The sequence below is a fragment of the Modestobacter roseus genome (assembly GCF_007994135.1).
Classification (GTDB): domain Bacteria; phylum Actinomycetota; class Actinomycetes; order Mycobacteriales; family Geodermatophilaceae; genus Modestobacter; species Modestobacter roseus.
In genome coordinates, this window is sequence record NZ_VLKF01000001.1 from 2,475,022 (window position 1) to 2,490,169 (window position 15,148).

The following is a 15,148-nucleotide window of genomic DNA, read 5'->3' on the forward strand; positions in this document are numbered from 1 at the left end:
GCGGTCAGGGCGCCGGGAAGCCCACGGCGACCCGGGCGATCCGGCCGTCGTCCTCGACCAGCGCGACGAGCCGCCCGTCGGGGGCGACCGCCGCGTGCAGGCCGGGGGTTCCGGTGGCCGGCACCCGCTGGCCGTACCCCAGGGCGACCGCCTCCTCGGCGGTGAGCTCCCGGGCCGGGAAGACGGCCCGGGCAGCGTCGGCGAGCCCCAGCACCCCGGGGCCGGACCCCCGCTCGCCGAGGGCGCCCGCGGCCTCCTCGACCGGGCGGGCCTGCCCGGTGTCGAACGGCCCGGACGAGGTGCGCCGCAGCGCGGTGAGGTGCCCGCCGACGCCCAGCGCCGCGCCGACGTCCCGGGCGATCGCGCGGACGTAGGTGCCGGTGCTGCAGGAGACGGTGACCTCGACGTCGACCAGATCCGGCGTCGGCCGGGTCAGCCGGTGGACGTCGATGGCGTGCACGGTCACCGAGCGGGCGGCGAGCTCGACCTCCTCGCCGGCGCGCACCCGGTCGTAGGACCGCCGCCCGTCGACCTTGACGGCGCTCACGGAGGAGGGCACCTGCTGCAGCGCGCCCACCTGACCGGCGACGGCGGCGCGCACCGCGTCGTCGGTCAGGCCGGCCGCGGAGGTGGTGTGGGTGACCTGCCCCTCACGGTCGTCGGTGACCGTCGACTGGCCCAGCCGGAGCGTGGCCGCGTAGACCTTGTCCGAGCCGGCCAGGTGGCCCAGCAGCCGGGTGGCGGCGCCGACGCCGAGCACGAGCAACCCCGTGGCCATCGGGTCGAGCGTGCCCGCGTGGCCGACCTTGCGCACCGACAGCACCCGGCGGGCGATCGCGACGACGTCGTGGGAGGTCATGCCGCCGGGCTTGTCGACCAGCAGCAGGGACGGCGGGACGTCGGCATCTGGGCGGCGGCGTCTGGCCGCGCTCCGCCCTCCTTCCGCTCCTCGGTCGCTGGCGCTCCCTGCGATGCTCGGTCGGGCGTCGTCGTCGCGGTCGGGGCTCACGCCGACACCGTCTCACCCAGCCACGCACTCCCCCGCACCCGCCAGCTGACCGCCGCCAGCCGCAGCACGATGAACAGGGTCAGGCCCGACCACACGCCGGCCAGCCCCCAGTCCAGCCAGCCCGACAGCAGCGACAGCGGCAGGAAGCCGACCAGGGCCGACCCCACCGTCACGGTGCGGAGCCAGGCGACGTCGCCGGCGCCCATGAGCACGCCGTCGAGGGCGAAGGCCGCGCCCGCCAGCGGCTGCATCAGCGCGAGGAACCACCAGACGACGTCGGCCTGGGCGAGCACCGCGGGGTCGTCGGTGAACAGCGGCGGGAGCACCGGCCGCAGCGCCAGCAGCACCGCGGCGGCCACCGCGCCCGTGCCGGCCCCCACCGGACCACGCGTGCGGCCGTCCGGCGGGCGTCACCGGGGCGCGCGCCGCCCAGCGCCTGGCCCACCAGGGTCTGCGCGGCGATCGCGTAGGCGTCCAGCACCAGGGCCAGGAAGAGCCACAGCTGCAGGGCGATCTGGTGGGCGCCCAGCTGTGCGGTCCCCGCCCGGGCCACCACCGCGGCCGCGGCGGCGAACGCCAGCTGCAGCACCGCCGCGCGCACCAGCAGGTCACGGCCGAGCACCAGGTGCGCCCGCAGCGCCGTCGTCCGGGGGCGCCAGTCGATCTCCTGCCGGGCCAGCTCCCGGGCCAGCGACCAGGCGAACAGCGAGGCGGCGACGGCCTGCCCGGCCACGTTCGCCACCGCGGAGCCGACCAGGCCGAACCCGGCCGGGTACACCAGCAGCGGGCAGAGCGCGAGGCTGACCAGGCTCCCGGCGAGCACGTAGCCCATCGGCCGGCGCAGCTCCTGCACCCCACGCAGCCAGCCGTTGCCGGCCAGCGCCACCAGCAGCAGCGGCAGCCCGGCGCTGGCCACCCGCAGCCACTGCTCGCCGGCGGCGGCCACCGGGCCGGCGCCGCCGGCCATCAGCCGGGTGAGCGGGCCGGCGAGCAGCTGGAGCAGCAGGGCCGTCCCGACGCCCAGGCAGACGGCCAGCCAGGTGGCCTGCACGCCCTCCGCGACGGCGCCGGGCCGGTCACCGGCCCCGGCCCGGCGCGCGGCGCGGGCGGTGGTGCCGTAGGCCAGGAAGTTCAGCAGCCCGGCGACGACCGCGAGGATGCCGCCGCCGACGGCCAGCCCACCCAGCGCGACCGTGCCCAGGTTGCCGACGACCGCGGTGTCGACCAGCAGGTACAGCGGTTCAGCGGCCAGCACGACCAGCGCGGGTGCGGCGAGCGAGGGGATGCTCCGCTCGGCCGGCGGCCGGACCGCCCCGGTCATGCCCGGCCGAGCTCCGCGCGCAGCTGGGCGACGGTGCCCTCGAGGTCGTACGCGGAGCTGTACCCGGCCGCGGCCCGATGCCCGCCGCCGCCCAGGGCGATCGCCACCCGGGAGACGTCGGTGGCGCCGCGCGAGCGCATGGAGACGACCCAGGTGCCGTCGTCCTGGCCCTTCAGCACGGCGGCCACGTCGGCCTCCGCGGTGGCCCGGACGACGTCGACGAGCGCCTCGAGCTGGTCGGCGGGGAGCCCGTGCTCCTGCGCATCGGCCGCGGTCGCCCACGTCCACACCAGGCCGGCCCCGACGCCGGTCTCCAGCCGGGCGCGGCCGGTGACCTGGGACAGCAGGCCGAGCCAGCCGAACGGCGCGGTGTCGAACAGCCGCCGGCTGATCGCGGCGTGGTCGATGCCGGTGCGCAGCAGCCGGGCGGCCAGCTCGTGCGTGCCGGGAGACGTGTTGCCGAACCGGAACGAGCCGGTGTCGGCCGACAGCCCGGCGTAGAGGCAGGCGGCCAGCTGCTGGTCCAGCTCGACGCCGAGGGCGTCGAGGAGGTCGGCGACCAGCGCGACCGTGGCGGCGCCGTGCGGGTCGACCAGCCGGACCTCGCCGAACCCGGGGTTGCTGGCGTGGTGGTCGACCACGACCGAGCGCCCCGCCGTCTCCAGCAGCGGGGCCAGCTCACCCAGCCGGCCGGGGGAGGCGGCGTCCAGGCTCACGAAGACGTCGACGTCGCCCGGCACGGTGGCCGGGTCGGTCAGCTGGTCGGCCCCGGGCAGCCAGCCGAGCGACGCGGGCAGCGTGAACGGCGCGGGGAAGGTGGCGACGACGCGGGCACCACGCCGGCGGAGCCCCTCGGCCAGGGCCAGGGTGCTGCCGAGCGCGTCGGCGTCGGGCTGCACGTGCCCGGACAGCACGACCGTCGCACCCGCTGCCGCCGCCTCCGCCAGCACCTGGACCGCGGCCGCGAGGGGCGTGGAGACGGTGGCGGTCACGGGGTGCCGTCGGGCCCCGCGTCGGCGTGCGGGACGGCGTCGGACTCCTCACCCACGCCGCCACCGCCGACGGGGTAGCTGCTGCCGTCGTCGGGCTCGTCGGCCGCGATGCTCGGCACCTCCCCGATGTCGCCGCGCTTGCCCCCGGCGGTCGGGTCGCCGGAGGCCGGCTCCTCCCGCCCGCCCAGGGTCACCCGGCGCTCGGGGGTGCCGTCGGGGTCGATCGGGTCGCTGGTCTCGGTCACGATGCGCTCCGCGGGGTCGCCGGCGCGTCGGCCGGGTCGGTGAGCTCGGCGGCGTCGGCATCGGCGTCGTCGGCCTGCTGGTCGTCCTGCTCGCCCTCCTCGTCGACGGTGTCCTCGTCGACCGCGGGACGGCGGTACGGGTCCGCCTCACCCGCGTACTGAGCGCCCTCGCGGGCACGGGCGAGTTCGGCGTCGGCCTGCCGCACCCGCTCGAGCGCCTCCTCGAGCTCCCGGGCGGTGTCCGGGACGATGTCGGCCACGAAGGTCAGCGACGGCACGAACTTGATGCCCGTCTGCTTGCCCACGGTCGACCGGAGCACGCCGGTGGCGCTGGCGAGCGCCTTGGCGGAGTCCTCGATCGCCTGGGCGTCGCCGTAGACGGTGTAGAACACCGTCGCCTCGCGCAGGTCGCTGGTCACCCGGGAGTCGGTGATGGTGACCATCCCCAGGCGCGGGTCCTTGATCTGCATCTCGATGGTGGCGGAGACGATCTGGCGGATGCGCACCGCCAGCCGGCGTGCGCGGGCCGGGTCGGCCATCAGATCTCCTCGTGGTGCGGGGGCGTCGGTGGGACGCCCGGTGGTGACGGTGGCTGTTCGTCAATCCGTGTCGCTGTGCAGCTGCCGGTGCGTCGACAGGAGCGTCACCTCGGGGCGCTCGGCCAGCAACCGCTCGCAGGCGTCGAGCACGTCGGTGACCTGCCCGGCCTCGCCGGCCACGGTGGCCACCCCGATCTGCACCCGGCGGTGCAGGTCCTGATCGCCCACCTCGGCGGCGGCCACGGCGAAGCGTCGTCGGAGTTCGGCCACGATCGGCCGGACGACGGCGCGCTTCCCCTTCAGCGAGTGGACGTCCCCCAGCAACAGGTCGGCGGTGAGCGTGCCCGTGAACACGCTCACCGCCTCCCTGGTGCTCAGTGCGTCCCGCCCGTGCGGGCGGGGTCGATCAGGCGCGCGGCTTCTCGCGCAGCTCGAAGGTCTCGATCACGTCATCGACCTTGATGTCGTTGAACGACCCCAGGCCGATACCGCACTCGTAGCCCTCGCGGACCTCGGTCGCGTCGTCCTTGAAGCGGCGCAGCGAGTCGACCGACAGGTTGTCGGCGACCACGGCACCGTCGCGGATGAGGCGCGCCTTGGAGTTGCGCACGATCGTGCCGCTGCGGACCAGCGAGCCGGCGACGTTGCCGATGCGCGGGACCCGGAAGACCTCGCGGACCTCCGCGGTGCCCAGCTGCACCTCTTCGTACTCCGGCTTGAGCATGCCCTTGAGCGCGGCCTCGATCTCCTCGATGGCCTGGTAGATGACCGTGTAGTACCGGACGTCCACGCCCTCGCGGTTGGCGAGCTCGGTGGCCTGCCCCTCGGCCCGGACGTTGAAGCCCAGGACGATGACGTCGTCGGCCAGCGCCAGGTCGATGTCGCTCTTGGTGATCCCACCGACGCCGCGGTGGATGACCCGCAGCGAGATGTCGTCGCTCACCTCGATCTTCATCAGCGCCTCTTCGAGCGCCTCGACGGTGCCCGAGTTGTCGCCCTTGATGATCAGGTTGAGCTGACGGGTCTCCTTGAGCGCCGCGTCGAGGTCCTCCAGGCTGATCCGCTTCCGCATCTGCGCGTTCTGCGCGTTGCGGATCCGGGCCTGACGGCGGTCGGCGATCTGCCGGGCGATCCGGTCCTCCTCGACGACGAGGAAGGTGTCACCGGCACGTGGCACGGAGGTCAGGCCGACGACCTGGACCGGACGGGCCGGCAGGGCCTCCTTGAGCTTGTTGCCGTGCTCGTCGAGCAGCGACCGGACGCGACCGTAGGCGTCGCCGGCCACGATCGAGTCGCCCTGGCGGAGGATGCCGCGCTGGACCAGCACCGTGGCGACGGGGCCACGGCCCTTGTCCAGCTTGCCCTCGATGACCACACCCTGCGGGTCCTGGCCCACGTTGGCGCGCAGGTCCAGCGAGGCGTCGGCGGTCAGCAGGATCGAGGTCAGCAGGTCGTCGAGGCCCTGACGGGTGGTCGCGGAGACGTCGACGAACATCGTGTCGCCGCCGTACTCCTCGGCCACCAGGCCGTACTCGGTCAGCTGCTGACGGATCTTGGCGGGGTTGGCCCCCTCCTTGTCGATCTTGTTCACCGCGACCACGATCGGCACCTCGGCGGCCTGGGCGTGGTTCAGCGCCTCCACCGTCTGCGGCATGACGCCGTCGTCGGCGGCGACGACCAGGACCACGATGTCGGTGACCTTCGCGCCACGGGCACGCATCGCGGTGAACGACTCGTGACCCGGGGTGTCGATGAAGGTGACCGGACGCTCGTTGCCCTCCAGCTCGGTGACGATCTGGTAGGCGCCGATGTGCTGGGTGATGCCACCGGCCTCCTTGCCCGCCACGTTGGCGTGCCGGAGCGCGTCCAGGAGCTTGGTCTTCCCGTGGTCGACGTGACCCATGACGGTCACGACCGGCGGGCGGACGTCCCAGTCGTCCTCGTCGTCGCTCTCCTCGTCACCGAAGGTGAGGTCGAACGTGTCGAGGAGCTCGCGGTCCTCGTCCTCGGGGCTGACGACCTGGATGACCCAGCCGATCTCGGCACCGAGCAGCTGCAGCGTGTCGTCGTTGACCGACTGCGTCGCGGTGATCATCTCGCCCAGGTGGAACAGGGCGGTGACCAGCGCGGCGGGCTCGGCGTTGATCCGCTCGGCCAGGTCGGTCAGCGAGGCGCCGCGGGGCAGCCGGACGGTCTGCCCGTTGCCACGGGGCAGCGAGACGCCGCCCATGCTCGGCGCCGCCATGGAGTCGAACTCCTGACGCCGCTGCTTCTTGCTCTTGCGCCCGCGGACCGGACCGCGACCACCGGGACGCCCGAAGGCACCCGCGGTGCCCGCACCGGAGCCGCCGCGGCCACGACCGCGGCCACCACCACCGGGACGGAAGCCACCACCGGCCGGAGCGCCACCGGGCGCACCGCCGCCGCCACCGGGACGGAAACCGCCGCCACCACCGGGACCACCCGGGCGGCCACGGCCACCGGGAGCACCGGGGCGGCCGCCACCGGCCGGGCGCGGCGGCATCATGCCGGGGCTCGGACGCTGCGGCATCATGCCGGGGTTGGGACGCGGGCCACCCGGGCCGGCGGACGGACGGGGACCGCCCGGACCGGCGGACGGACGGGGACCACCCGGACCGGCACCGGGACGTGGGCCACCGGCGCCCGGCGCGGGCGCGGACCGCCCTGGCCGGGAGCGCCGCCCGGCGCGGGACGGCCGGGAGCCGCGGGACGCGGCGCGCTGCTGAAGGGGTTGTTGCCCGGACGCGGCGCCGGCCGCGGGCCGGGACGCGGACCGCCACCCGCCGGACGGGGAGCGCCGGGAGCGGCGCCGCCGCCGGCACCCGGACGCGCCGCCGGACCCGGGCGCGGCCCGGACTGCGGAGCGGCCGGGGGCTGCTGGGGCGGAGCACTCGCCGCGGCCGGAGCCGGTGCGGGCGCAGGGGCCGGAGCGGCCGGACGCGGACCCGGGCGCGGGCCCGGAGTCGCCGGACGGGCAGCGGCCGGGGCGGGAGCCGCCGGCGCCTGGGGGGCGGCGGCAGCGGGCGCCTGCGGGGCGGGCGCCGGAGCAGCGGGAGCCGGAGCTGCCGGAGCGGCGGGCGCCGCCGGGGCGCTGGCCGCCGGGGCGCTGGGCGCGGTCGGGCGCGGGGCCGGAGCCGGGCGCGGACCGGGACGGGGGGCGGAGCTGCTGCGGCTCTCACCGGAGCTGCCCCCGGGGAACGCCTCGCGCAACCGTCGGGCCACCGGGGCCTCGACGGTGGACGAGGCGGACTTCACGAACTCGCCCTGCTCCTTGAGCTTGGCGAGCACTGCCTTGCTGTCGACGCCGAGCTCTTTCGCGAGCTCGTGTACGCGGGCCTTGCCTGGCACGGGTCTCCTCTTCGTGAGGCCGGCGGCTGGCCCGCTCGACCTCGTCGTCAGTGGTGCATGGTCATCGTGGCGACTTCACGGGTTGCTCATCCGAGGGGTCGTCCTGTTCGAGTGGTGGACCGGCCGGGTGCCGGTCCGACGGTGTCCCGCCCGGGGCCGGCCGCCCGGCGGACCGGGCGACGTGGCTCTCGAGCGGACCGGTCTCCAGCGGAACGCTGCTGCGCAGCGCGCGCGGGAAGGCCCGGCGCCGGGCTGCCGCACGCAGGCACTCCTCGGTGGGGTGCAGGGACGCACCCCGGCCGGGGAGCCGCCGCCGTGGGTCGGGGGTGAGCCCCCCGTCACGGACGACGACGCGCAACAGCTCGGTGACCGGAGCGCGTCCCCGGCACCCCACACAGGTGCGGACCGGGATCGACGAGTCGGCCATCGACGAGTCTAGCGCGCCGCGCGTCCGGGATGTTCCGCCCGCCGTACGGGCGGGCGCTGACCCGTCTGCGGACCGCGGAGTCCGGGGCGCTGCTCGGCCGGGCCGGGGCGCAGCGGTGCGCGCCCCACACCGGGCGAGGCCGGACCGTCGTCGAGGGGCTGGGCGTCGCTGCGGATGTCGATCCGGCACCCCGTCAGGCGCGCGGCCAGCCGGGCGTTCTGCCCTTCCTTGCCGATCGCCAGCGAGAGCTGGTAGTCGGGGACGACGACCTGGACCGCCCGCGCCTTGGGATCGACGACGCGGGCGCTGGAGACCCGGGCCGGGGACAGCGCGGAGGCGACGAACGTGGCGTCGTCGTCCGACCAGTCGACGATGTCGATCTTCTCGCCGTTGAGCTCGGCCATCACGTTGCGCACCCGCTGGCCCATCGGGCCGATGCAGGCACCCTTGGCGTTCAGCCCGGGGACGGACGTGCGGACGGCGATCTTGGTGCGGTGCCCGGCCTCCCGCGCCACCGCGACGATCTCCACGCTGCCGTCGGCGACCTCGGGGGCCTCCAGCGCGAACAGCTTGCGCACCAGGTTGGGGTGGGTCCGCGAGACGGTCACCTGCGGGCCGCGGAAGCTGCGGGCCACCGAGACGACGTAGCCCTTGAGCCGGCTGCCGTGGGTGTAGCGCTCGCCCGGCACCTGCTCGGCGGCCGGCAGCGTCGCCTCCACCTTGCCGATGTCGACCATGACGACACCGCTGGCGTTGCGCCGCTGGTCGGCCTGGACGATGCCGCTGACGATGTCGCCTTCCTTGCCGGCGTACTCCCCGAAGGTCTGCTCGTGCTCGGCGTCGCGCAGCCGCTGCATGATGACCTGCTTGGCGGTGCTGGCCGCGATCCGGCCGAAGTCACCGGGGGTGTCGTCCCACTCGTGGACGACCTCGCCGTCGGGTCCGAGCTCCTGGGCGAGCACGGCCACCTCACCGCTCTTGCGGTCGACCTGCACGCGCACGTGCTTGGCGGCGCCGTCGGCGTGCCGGTAGGCGGTGACCAGGGCGGTCTCGATCGCCTCCAGCACCGTGTCGGCGGGGATGCCCTTCTCCCGCTCGACCGCCTTGAGGGCGGTCACGTCGATGTTCACTTGTTGCCTCCTCGTCGCGGCCGGTCGCCCCGCGGCGCGCGGCGCGGGCCCGGTCGCCCGGTGCGTCCGCTCGCGCCGGCCGCGGGTGCACCGGCCGGGTCCTGCTGGTGGTCCATCGGGTCGTCGTCCCCGGTGCCGGGGTACGCACCCTCGTCGTCGTCGTCCTCGTCGTCGGCCTCGCCGTCGTCGTCGGCCTCGTCGTCGTCACCGGTCGACTCGTCGACCAGGGCGGCGTCCCGGTGCCCGGCGGGGCGGGCGAACTCGACCTGCACCCGGGCCTCCCCGAGCTCGGCCCAGGCGATCGTGCGCTCCCCTGCCGCCTTGCGCACCTGGCCCTTCTTGGCCCCGCCCTTCTGCACCTCGAGCACGACGCCCTCGTCGGTGACCCGCAGCACGCGGGCGGCCAGCTGCTCCCGCGACCCGTCGGGGCCCACGGCGACGTCGACCAGCCGGCCGACGTTCCGCCGCCAGTGCCGCGGTGCGGTGAGCGGCCGGTCGACCCCGGGGCTGGTGACCTCGAGGACGTAGGGCGCGCTGCCGAATGCCTCGTCCTCGCCGTCGAGCACCTCGGACAGGGACCGGCTCAGCTCGGCGACGTCGTCCAGGCTCACGCCGGCGTCCCGGTCGATGACCACGCGGACGACCGAGCGCTGCCCGGCCGGGCGGACGACCAGCTCCTCCAGGTCGTAACCGGCGGCGGCGACGACCGGCTCGACCGAGGCGACGAGCTGGGCGGTCGCCTCGGGGGTGCGGGCACCTCGGGTGGACACCGGCTGCCTCCTGTCGTCCGTGCTGCTCGATGTGCGTGCGTCACCTCGCGGACCGGGGAACGGACCGTGAACCGGTCCGGGCGCGAGGGAGTGAACCGTCAGGCTACCGCCCACCCGGGGACGCGCTCACGGCCAGCGACGGACTCCGGCGGCACACCGGTGCGTCACCCCCGGGGTGTGGCCGGTCGGCTGTCAGGATGGACGTCGATGTCCGCTGCCGGATCCCCTCCCCCGCGCACGGGCGCCTTCTCCCGGCGCACCCTGCTCGTGGCCGCCATGGTGGGCACCGCGTCGACCGCCGTGGCGTGCACCGGCGGCAGCGGCGGCGACCCGGCCGACGCGGTCACCCCCCAGCAGGCCGACCAGCTCGCGGCCCAGCTGACCGTGCAGCAGGCCCTGGTCGACGCCTACGACCAGGCCTTCGCCGCCGACCCCGGGCTGGCCACCGCTGCGGCGACGCTGGCCGAACAGGCCCGGACCCAGCTCGACCGGTTGCAGGCGGCCGCACCCGGGGCCACCGGCAGCCCGGCGCCGACGACCGGCGGCGGCCCGGGCCCGGCCGACGCGCGCGCCTGGCTGCGCACCCAGGTGGTCGCCGCGGCCGACGCGCACGCCGCCGCCGCCGCGACCTTCAGCGGTGGCCGCGCGGCACTGCTGGGCAGCATCGCCGCCGGCCTGCGCGGCCAGGAGGGGCTGCTGGCATGACCGGCCGGACGGCGGACGGCACACGGGGCAGCACACGAGACGGGGAGCGGGACGGCGATGGCTGACGGCACCGAGGGCGGGGCGCCGGCGAGCGGGGCGACGACCCCGGCCGGACGGGAGACCGCCGCGCTGCAGGACGCGCTGGCCGCCACCCGCGCGGCCATCTGGGGTTACGGCGTGGTCGGCGCGGCCTGGCCCGCGGAGGACCGGGCGGTGGTCGCCGCGGCGGAGGAGGCGCACCGGGACGTCCGCGACACCCTGCTCGCCCTCCTGGACGCACGGGGGGTCGACCCGGCGCCGTCGGCGGGCGGCTACACGCTGCCCTTCCCCGTGCTCTCCCCGGTGGACGCCGCCGCCCTCGCGGTCACGCTGGAGGAGGGCACCTCCCGGTCCTGGACCTGGGTGCTCGACCAGGCCGCCGAGCAGGCCACCCGCGAGCTGGCCGTGCGCGAGCTGACCGCGGCCGAGCTCCGCGCCGTCACCTGGCGCACGGCGGCCGGCCGCACGCCGGTCACCAGCGCCCTGCCCGGCCTCTGATCGGGCCCCGGCGCCCGATCAGGCGGCCGGGCCTCAGCCCAGGTTGCCGAGGAAGGCGTCGGTGACGGCGACCGCGGCGCTGCTGGACTGCCCGGCCTCGACCAGGACGGCGAAGGCGATGTCGCCCTGCGGCCCACCCAGCTGGTAGCCCATGAACCAGCCGTGGGAGTCCGGCGGGGTGTTGGTGCCGAACTCCGCGGTGCCGGTCTTGCCGAACACCTGACCCCGGTCGCCCAGCGCGATGGCGGTGCCGCTGACCACGACCTCGCGCATGAGCGGGCGGAGCTGCTCCAGCACCGCGGAGCCGGGCCCGGCGGGCGCCGGTCCGGCGGGCTCGCCGCCGACGACCTCGACCGGCGCGGCGGGGGTGCCGCTGGCGATGCCGGCGGCGACCAGCGCGAGCTGCGCCGGGCTCATCAGGACCTGGCCCTGCCCGATGGCGTCGGCCGCCTTGGTGGTGCCGGTGCTCGTGCTGGGCACCTGCCCGCTGAAGACCGGGACCGGGAGGTCCCACTCGGAGCCGACGCCGTAGGAGGCCGCCGCCTGGGACAGCGCGTCGTCGGGCAGGGCGAGCGCCTGCTGGATGAACGTGGTGTTGCAGGACTCGGCGAAGGCCTGGGTGAAGGGGACCGTGCCCAGGTCGAACTGGTCCTCGTTCTCGAACTCCCGGCCGTCGACGACCGTCGTCCCCGGGCAGGCCACCGGCGTCTGCGGGGTCAGCGCACCGGCGCCGAGCAGCGCGGTCGCGGTCATCGTCTTCATGCTCGACCCGGGCGGGAACTGGCCCGACAGCGCGTAGGAGGGGTTGGCCGCCTCGTTGGAGCTCACCGCGAGCAGCTCACCCGTGCCCGGCCGGACGACGACCAGGTGCGTGGCCAGCGGCTGGGTCGCGACGGCGGCGTCCGCGGCGTTCTGCAGCGCCGGCACGAGCGGGGTCTGCAGCGGGGTGCCGGGCACCGGCTCGACGGTCGCGACCACCTGGCCGGCGTCGTCGGTGGCCTCGTCGGCGCTGACCACCGAGACGGTGAAGCCCGGCGTGCCGGTCAGCTGCTCCTGCGCCTGCCGCTGCAGCCCGGACAGGCCGAGCTGGTCACCGGCCGCGTAGCGCGGCGCACCGTCGGTGGCGCTCTCGTCCAGCAGCTCCTGGGTGGCCGCGCCGACCCGGCCGAGCAGCCCGACCGCGAACCGCGACGAGGGGGCCAGCAGGCGGGTGCCAGGGGGGAAGACCGCGCCGGGCAGGTCGTAGACCTGGGCCCGGATCGCCTCGAAGTCGGGGCGACGCAGGGTGATCACCGGCACGAACTGGCCGGCGGGCGCGGCCTGCACGTCGGCCACGATCGTCGCCGCGTCCACCCCGGTCGCCGCGGCGAGCGCCTGGGCCAGCGCCGGCAGGTCGGTGACCTGTGCGGGGTCGACGCCGACGTTGACCACGTCGGTCTCGGCGAACAGCGGGGCGCCGGAGCCGTCGGTGATCGGGGCCCGCTCGGGCAGGGTGCGCGCCAGTTCGAGGCGCTGGCCGGCGGCGAGCTCGGGGTGCACCGCGCTGGGCTCGGCGGCCACCCCCCAGCGGTCGTCCCGCTCGGTCAGCGAGAGCGTGCCGGGGTACTCCCAGTCGGGTGCCGCGACCAGGTCCCAGGTCGCGGTCCAGTCGACGGTGGCGGCGCCGTCCTCGCCGACCTGCACCTCGCCCACCTCGGCCGCGAGCTCCGCGCCGGACAGGTCGGTGGCGGTCTGCTCCAGCAGGGCGGTGGCCGCCGCGGGATCGGTGGTCCGGCCGGCCGCGCCGGCGACGTCACCGGCGGACCAGTCCGCCAGGAACGCCTCGGCCGCGGCCCGGACGTCGTCGGAGGGGTCGCTGGAGCAACTGGTCAGCAGGGGGCCCAGCAGCAGCACCACCGCCCCCGCGGTCGCCGTCGCCCGTCCTGATCTCGGACCCGTCACCGTTCCCCGTGCACGCACCCCGCCACCCTGGCAGACGCCGGCCCCGGAACCGAGGCGGCCGCACCACCCGCCCCGTGACTCACAGCTGAGCGGGCCGGCCGCTCAGAAGAGCACGGAGGCGTAGGTGCCGACCTGCTGGAAGCCCACCCGCTCGTACGTGGCCCGCGCGGCCCGGTTGTAGTCGTTGACGTAGAGGCTGACCACCGGGGCGATCGCGGCGCGTGCGTACTCGACCACCGCCGCGGTGCCCGACCGGCCGATCCCCTGCCCGCGCAGCCGGGGCGCGACCCAGACCCCCTGCACCTGGCAGGCGGCCCCGGAGACGGCGCCGACGTCGGCCTTGAAGAGCACCTCGCCACCCTCGATCCAGGCGAGCGCGTGGCCGGCGCGGACCAGCTCGGTGACCCGGGCCCGGTAGCCGGCACCGCCGTCGACCCGGACCGGGCTGACGCCGACCTCCTCGGTGAACATGGCGATCGCCGCGGGCAGCAGGGTCTCGAGCTCGCCGAGGGCGACCGGGCGCACCCGGGGCTCCGCCGGGACGGCCGGCGGACCCTCGATGGCCAGCAGCGGCTGCCGGGCACGCACCTCGCGCGCCGGACCCCACGACGGCTCGAGCAGGTCCCACAGCGGGAGCACCGCCGCCGACGGTCCGACGATGGTCGAGCAGCGCCGCCCGGCGCGCCGGGCCCGGTCGGCGAACGCGGCCGCCGCGGCCTGCTCGACACCGGGGCGGGCGAACGGGATCAGGTTGGCCCCGGCCAGGCACACCGCGTCCAGCCGCCGCCCCGAGTGCAGGCCCCACAACGGGGCGCCCAGGGTCGCGGCCGACGTCCCGTGCGCCTCGATCCGGCCGGCCAGCATGCAGGCCGCGACGGGGTCGGTGGCCAGCAGCTCGCGGACCGGGACCTCGTCGTCGGCGTCCAGCACCCGTGCCGACGGCGCGCGCAGCACCCGGTTGCCCCGTTCCCGTGTCGGTCGGCTCAGGAGACGCTGACGACGGGCGGACCCGACGGGGTGCCGTCGGCGACCTGCGCCTCCGCGATGCGCATGGCCTCCTCGATGAGCGTCTCGACGATCATCGACTCGGGCACGGTCTTGACCACCTCGCCCTTGACGAAGATCTGGCCCTTGCCGTTGCCGGAGGCGACGCCGAGGTCGGCCTCGCGGGCCTCCCCCGGGCCGTTGACGACGCAGCCCATGACCGCCACGCGCAGCGGGACCTCCATGCCCTCCAGCCCGGCGGTGACCTCGTCGGCGAGCTTGTAGACGTCGACCTGGGCGCGGCCGCACGAGGGGCAGCTGACGATCTCCAGGCCGCGCTGGCGCAGGTTCAGCGACTCGAGGATCTGGTTGCCGACCTTGACCTCCTCCGCCGGCGGGGCCGACAGGGAGACGCGGATCGTGTCGCCGATGCCCTGGGAGAGCAGCGCGCCGAAGGCGACGGCGGACTTGATCGTCCCCTGGAAGGCGGGGCCGGCCTCGGTGACGCCCAGGTGCAGCGGGTAGTCGCACTGGGCGGCGAGCAGCTCGTAGGCGCGCACCATGACCACCGGGTCGTTGTGCTTGACCGAGATCTTGATGTCCCGGAAGTCGTGCTCCTCGAACAGCGAGCACTCCCACAGCGCGGACTCGACCAGCGCCTCCGGGGTGGCCTTGCCGTACTTGGCCAGCAGGCGCTTGTCGAGCGAGCCGGCGTTGACGCCGATCCGGATGGGGGTGCCGGCGTCCTTGGCCGCCCGGGCGATCTCGCCGACCTTGTCGTCGAACTTCTTGATGTTGCCCGGGTTCACCCGGACGGCGGCGCAGCCGGCGTCGATCGCGGCGAACACGTACCGCGGCTGGAAGTGGATGTCGGCGATGACCGGGATCTGCGACTTCCTCGCGATGATCGGCAGCGCCTCGGCGTCGTCGGTGTCGGGCACCGCGACCCGCACGATCTGGCAGCCCGAGGCGGTCAGCTCGGCGATCTGCTGGAGCGTGGCGTTGATGTCGGCGGTCTTGGTGGTGCACATCGACTGGACGCTCACCGGGGAGTCGCTGCCGACGCCGACGCCCCCCACGTCGAGCTGACGGGTCTTGCGCCGGGGCGCGAGGACCGGTGGAGGAGCTGCGGGCATGCCGAGACTGACGGGGGTCGCCATGCCGCCCAGTATCCCCCTG

The 15,148-nt window shown here is 75.8% G+C and carries 17 protein-coding genes; 2 read left to right on the forward strand and 15 right to left on the reverse strand.

Going from position 1 to position 15,148, the window contains the following annotated elements:
- Positions 1-4: 4 nt before the first annotated feature.
- The 12 genes from truB to rimP all read right to left on the reverse strand — a co-directional run bounded on the left by truB (position 5) and on the right by rimP (position 9,802).
- Positions 5-1,009, reverse strand: coding sequence for a tRNA pseudouridine(55) synthase TruB (gene truB / locus JD78_RS11710; RefSeq protein WP_243731031.1), 1,005 nt, complete (start codon positions 1,007-1,009; stop codon positions 5-7).
- Entirely contained in the window at positions 1,006-1,356 is a 351-nt protein-coding gene (locus tag JD78_RS22605) for an MATE family efflux transporter (RefSeq protein WP_279526840.1), read from the reverse strand. Before JD78_RS22605 ends, truB begins: the two co-directional genes overlap by 4 nt.
- Positions 1,260-2,330: an MATE family efflux transporter gene (locus JD78_RS11715; RefSeq protein ID WP_279526841.1), complete on the reverse strand. Its 1,071-nt coding sequence runs from the start codon at positions 2,328-2,330 to the stop codon at positions 1,260-1,262. The genes JD78_RS22605 and JD78_RS11715 overlap by 97 nt, the downstream gene beginning before the upstream one ends.
- Complete coding sequence (locus tag JD78_RS11720; protein WP_153362056.1) at positions 2,327-3,322, reverse strand: DHH family phosphoesterase; 996 nt, start codon at positions 3,320-3,322, stop codon at positions 2,327-2,329. The genes JD78_RS11715 and JD78_RS11720 overlap by 4 nt, the downstream gene beginning before the upstream one ends.
- Positions 3,319-3,567 carry a hypothetical protein gene (locus JD78_RS11725; protein ID WP_153362055.1) on the reverse strand — a complete coding sequence of 83 codons (249 nt, stop codon included), beginning with the start codon at positions 3,565-3,567 and terminating at the stop codon, positions 3,319-3,321. The genes JD78_RS11720 and JD78_RS11725 overlap by 4 nt, the downstream gene beginning before the upstream one ends.
- Positions 3,564-4,106, reverse strand: coding sequence for a 30S ribosome-binding factor RbfA (gene rbfA, locus JD78_RS11730; protein ID WP_153362054.1), 543 nt, complete (start codon positions 4,104-4,106; stop codon positions 3,564-3,566). The genes JD78_RS11725 and rbfA overlap by 4 nt, the downstream gene beginning before the upstream one ends.
- Before the next feature lie 60 nt (positions 4,107-4,166).
- Positions 4,167-4,466 (reverse strand): DUF503 domain-containing protein, encoded by a 300-nt coding sequence (locus tag JD78_RS11735; protein WP_228395375.1) that lies wholly within the window; start codon positions 4,464-4,466, stop codon positions 4,167-4,169.
- Positions 4,467-4,512: 46 nt separating this feature from the next.
- Positions 4,513-6,351, reverse strand: a complete 1,839-nt coding sequence (gene infB / locus JD78_RS22240; RefSeq protein WP_166521142.1) for a translation initiation factor IF-2 — start codon at positions 6,349-6,351, stop codon at positions 4,513-4,515.
- 305 nt (positions 6,352-6,656) lie between these two features.
- Positions 6,657-7,475, reverse strand: coding sequence for a translation initiation factor IF-2 N-terminal domain-containing protein (locus JD78_RS22245; RefSeq protein WP_166521143.1), 819 nt, complete (start codon positions 7,473-7,475; stop codon positions 6,657-6,659).
- 61 nt (positions 7,476-7,536) lie between these two features.
- Positions 7,537-7,902 (reverse strand): YlxR family protein, encoded by a 366-nt coding sequence (locus tag JD78_RS11750; RefSeq protein ID WP_153362052.1) that lies wholly within the window; start codon positions 7,900-7,902, stop codon positions 7,537-7,539.
- 8 nt (positions 7,903-7,910) lie between these two features.
- Positions 7,911-9,032, reverse strand: a complete 1,122-nt coding sequence (gene nusA, locus JD78_RS11755; protein ID WP_153362051.1) for a transcription termination factor NusA — start codon at positions 9,030-9,032, stop codon at positions 7,911-7,913.
- Entirely contained in the window at positions 9,029-9,802 is a 774-nt protein-coding gene (gene rimP / locus JD78_RS11760) for a ribosome maturation factor RimP (RefSeq protein WP_166521144.1), read from the reverse strand. Before rimP ends, nusA begins: the two co-directional genes overlap by 4 nt.
- Positions 9,803-10,009: 207 nt before the next feature.
- Between rimP and JD78_RS11765 the strand changes: the two genes are divergently transcribed.
- Positions 10,010-10,507 (forward strand): hypothetical protein, encoded by a 498-nt coding sequence (locus JD78_RS11765; protein ID WP_153362050.1) that lies wholly within the window; start codon positions 10,010-10,012, stop codon positions 10,505-10,507.
- Positions 10,508-10,564: 57 nt separating this feature from the next.
- The gene (locus tag JD78_RS11770) at positions 10,565-11,044 is read left to right on the forward strand and encodes a ferritin-like domain-containing protein (RefSeq protein WP_153362049.1); all 480 of its coding nucleotides are present in this window, start codon (positions 10,565-10,567) and stop codon (positions 11,042-11,044) included.
- Positions 11,045-11,077: 33 nt separating this feature from the next.
- On the opposite strand, the gene JD78_RS11775 is transcribed toward JD78_RS11770, so the two are convergent.
- From JD78_RS11775 to ispG, 3 genes are all read right to left on the reverse strand, one after another.
- Positions 11,078-12,940, reverse strand: coding sequence for a penicillin-binding transpeptidase domain-containing protein (locus JD78_RS11775; protein ID WP_153362048.1), 1,863 nt, complete (start codon positions 12,938-12,940; stop codon positions 11,078-11,080).
- Between the two features lie 147 nt (positions 12,941-13,087).
- Positions 13,088-13,939: a GNAT family N-acetyltransferase gene (locus tag JD78_RS11780; RefSeq protein ID WP_194290554.1), complete on the reverse strand. Its 852-nt coding sequence runs from the start codon at positions 13,937-13,939 to the stop codon at positions 13,088-13,090.
- 29 nt (positions 13,940-13,968) lie between these two features.
- Positions 13,969-15,129 carry a flavodoxin-dependent (E)-4-hydroxy-3-methylbut-2-enyl-diphosphate synthase gene (gene ispG / locus JD78_RS11785; protein WP_153362047.1) on the reverse strand — a complete coding sequence of 387 codons (1,161 nt, stop codon included), beginning with the start codon at positions 15,127-15,129 and terminating at the stop codon, positions 13,969-13,971.
- Between the last annotated feature and the right edge of the window lie 19 nt (positions 15,130-15,148).